4 protein-coding genes are annotated in these 3,146 nt (G+C 65.5%); 1 reads left to right on the forward strand and 3 read right to left on the reverse strand.

The window, feature by feature from the left end; all coding sequences use genetic code 11:
- A partial coding sequence (locus AC4FAH_RS07035; protein WP_490245811.1) for an LOG family protein occupies positions 1-485 on the reverse strand: 485 nt, incomplete at its 3' end.
- 349 nt (positions 486-834) lie between these two features.
- Here AC4FAH_RS07035 and AC4FAH_RS07040 point away from each other — a divergent pair.
- Positions 835-2,175 carry a sodium-dependent transporter gene (locus AC4FAH_RS07040; RefSeq protein ID WP_043336549.1) on the forward strand — a complete coding sequence of 447 codons (1,341 nt, stop codon included), beginning with the start codon at positions 835-837 and terminating at the stop codon, positions 2,173-2,175.
- Between the two features lie 104 nt (positions 2,176-2,279).
- Here AC4FAH_RS07040 and AC4FAH_RS07045 read toward each other — a convergent pair whose 3' ends face one another.
- Together AC4FAH_RS07045 and AC4FAH_RS07050 are read right to left on the reverse strand one after the other, a co-directional pair.
- The gene (locus AC4FAH_RS07045; RefSeq protein ID WP_043336547.1) at positions 2,280-2,807 is read right to left on the reverse strand and encodes a DUF501 domain-containing protein; all 528 of its coding nucleotides are present in this window, start codon (positions 2,805-2,807) and stop codon (positions 2,280-2,282) included.
- Positions 2,785-3,146 (reverse strand): hypothetical protein (locus tag AC4FAH_RS07050; RefSeq protein ID WP_490245812.1); only part of this gene is annotated, 362 nt, incomplete at its 5' end. The genes AC4FAH_RS07045 and AC4FAH_RS07050, both read right to left, overlap by 23 nt.

Genomic DNA, 3,146 nt, shown 5'->3' on the forward strand with positions numbered 1-3,146 from the left:
CGCGCGCGAGTGTCCGCATCGAGGAAGCCCGCCTCGACGGTGCGGTCCAGAAACTCGAGCAGGGGCGCGAAGAAGCCGTCACTGTCGAGGACGGCGATCGGCTTGGCGTGAAAGCGCAGATACTGCCAGGTCCAGGTCTCGAACAATTCCTCCAGGGTGCCAATCCCGCCGGGCAGGGTCACGAAGGCATCCGCCAGTGCGGCCATCTGCGCCTTGCGCTCATGCATGTCCGCTACCTCGATCAAGCGTGTCAGACCGGTATGCGCCTTCTCGTTGCGTACCAGTGCCTGGGGGATCACGCCGATCACCTCACCGCCCGCTGCCAGCGCGGCATCTGCCAACGCTCCCATCAGCCCGGCGCGCGCGCCTCCGTAGACCAGTCCCCAGCCGCGCTCGGCGATGGCCGTGCCCAGGGCTTCGGCCAGTTGGCGGTGCTGTGGGGAGACGCCCTCGCGGGAGCCCAGATAGACACAGATGCGATGCATGTTGCTCTCCTGAATGTTTCTCGGCGGCGCTCACTGCTGGCTGCCGTGCCTTGATGTCATGTCCTTCCTATCCTACGCGAGTTGTGCGGCGACGCTATGACGCCGGTGAGGAACTCGGCATTGCCCCGTGGCCAACGCGGGCACGTGCTGACTTTCGGCGTTGTCGCCTGCATTCGCGGGCCTGCTCTGCTACCCTTGCCGCCCCCGCAGGCGACGGCTGGCGGGCGCTGGCGCCCCGTGAGCTTGCATCGGGATGCACCCCAACTCATCGCGACGCCGCCTTCGGCGAGCGTGGACTCATCGCGACGTCGTCTTCGACGGACGCGGAACAACAAGGCAGGAGAGGCAGATGGCGCAGGTGCGCGGACGCTTTGCCAGTCGGCTGGGCTTCTTGATGGCCGCCGCTGGTTCGGCAGTAGGACTTGGCAACGTGTGGGGCTTCCCGTCCCAGACGGCCAACAACGGAGGCGGGGCCTTCGTGGTGATGTATCTGGTGCTGGCCTTCCTGCTGGCATGGCCGGCCTTGATGGCTGAGCTTGTCATCGGCCGCCATGGTCAGGCCAACATCGTCACCAGCATGAGTCTCGGTCGAGGCATCACCAAGCGCTTCGGCGCGCTGGCGGGCTGGGCGGGCATGCTGACCGCCAGCCTGATCCTGGCCTTCTATGCCATCGTCGCGGGCTGGCTGCTGGGCTATACCGCCGCACCGGTCAGCGAGGCGCTGGGCATGAGCTCCGCCGCCAGCTGGCTGACCACCTTCGACTTCACGCGCAATGTCTCGCTGACGGCGGTCTTCCTCGCCTTGACGATGGCGATCGTGGTCGGTGGTGTGCGCGGCGGGATCGAGAAGTGGTCCACGCGTCTGATGCCGCTGTTGCTGATGCTGCTGGTCGGTCTGATCGGCTATGTGCTGACCCTGCCGGGCGCCGATGAAGGCCTGAGTGTCTACCTGACGCCACAGTGGGACCGCATCTTCGATGCCGACCTGATGCTGAGCGCGATGGGCCAGGCGTTCTTCTCGCTGTCTCTCGGCGTGGGCGCGATGCTGATCTACGGCTCCTATCTGGGGCCGGAGCAGAACCTGCCGCGTCTGGGCGTACTGGTGACGCTGATCGATGTCGGCATCGCCTTCCTCGCCGGCCTGCTGGTGATTCCGGCCATGTACGCCGCGCGTCATCTGGGCGTCGAGATCTTCGATGCCGATGGCCTGCTCAAGAGCTCGGACACCCTGCTGTTCGACACGCTGCCGGCGCTGTTCGGCCAGATGGGCGGCGCAGGTGACATCTTGATGGTGGCGTTCTTCGCGCTGATGAGCGTGGCGGGCATCACCTCTTCCATCTCGATGCTGGAAGTGCCGGTGTCCTTCGTGGTCGAGCGTGGCTGGCTGGGTCGGCGTGCCGCCACCCTGGCCGTCGGTGCCGCCATCATGGCCATCAGCCTGACCATCGCCGCCAACTTCGGGGCACTGTTCGGCCTGGTGATCATGTTGACCACCCAGTACAGCCAGCCGCTGGTCGCGCTGGTGATGTGCCTGCTGGTGGGCTGGGCGATGTCGCGCCATGCGTTGCTCAAGGAGATCCAGAGCGGGGCGCCGGACATCGAGTCCAGCCTGTTCTGGAAGATCTGGCCGTGGTACGTGCGCCTGATCTGCCCGCTGTGCATCGCGCTGGTCTTCGCGCACTCGCTGTAGACTTGACGCTCGTCCCAACGCAAGAAGCCCGCCAATTGGCGGGCTTCTTCGTCTTCTGCCTTCAAGCCGACGGCATCGGCTCGATCGTTGTCAGGGCTCAGGGCTCAGGGCAGCTCGGACAGCACGTCGTAATGGGCATCGACCCAGTGACCGATGGCGTTGCCCTCGGCGTAGGCGAGATGCTGGGCGTACTGGGTGTGCAGGCAGCGCACCTGATTCCAGTCACGGATACCGCCGACGCCACGTTCACGCATCAGGTCGGCGAAGCCCTGGGACTCGATGGCGCTGCGCTCGGCCTCGCTCATGAAGCTCCAGCGTTCGGCGACGTAGGCCTCATGACTGGCACGGTAGCGCGCCAGCAGTTCCTCGTCGGTCTTGAGGCGTTCTTCCAGTCCCTTGATGACGCCTTCGGCCTCGATGCGTGACAGCGAGATCTTGAGGCGTTCATCGCACAGCCAGTAGAGGGTCGGGAAGGGCTTGCCGTCCACCAGCGAATGCATGCGCAGCACCAGCGGAGTGCCCTCGCCATCGGTGGCGGCCACGGCCTGGATGCCGCGCGGCTTGCGCCCGAGCTGGCGCTCGATGATCTCGAGCTCCCGCGCGTCGGGACTATGATTGGTCAGGATCACCATGCTTGCGGTCAGGCTCCAGCACACACTTGTTGGACCGGGATACGGCCCGGAAGAAAGCCTGGTTGAGCTGCTGGGGGCTCGGCACATAGCCATGCCACTCACGCTCGCAGTAGTCACTGCCGCGCGCCATCAGCTCCGGGGCCAGACGATTGAACCAGCCATCATAATCGTAGGGGTCAAGGCCCGGCAAGCTGATGTGCGGGTAGTCGGCGAAGCGCTCACTGAACCAGTGCTCCAGCGCCGCCTCGACCTGCGCATGCAGCTCGGTCATGTCCGGGTAGATCCACTTGCTGTAGCGAATGCCCATCGGGCCTCCTCGCTGACGCGGTGCTGTGGCGG

This window comes from Cobetia sp. (assembly GCF_983723665.1).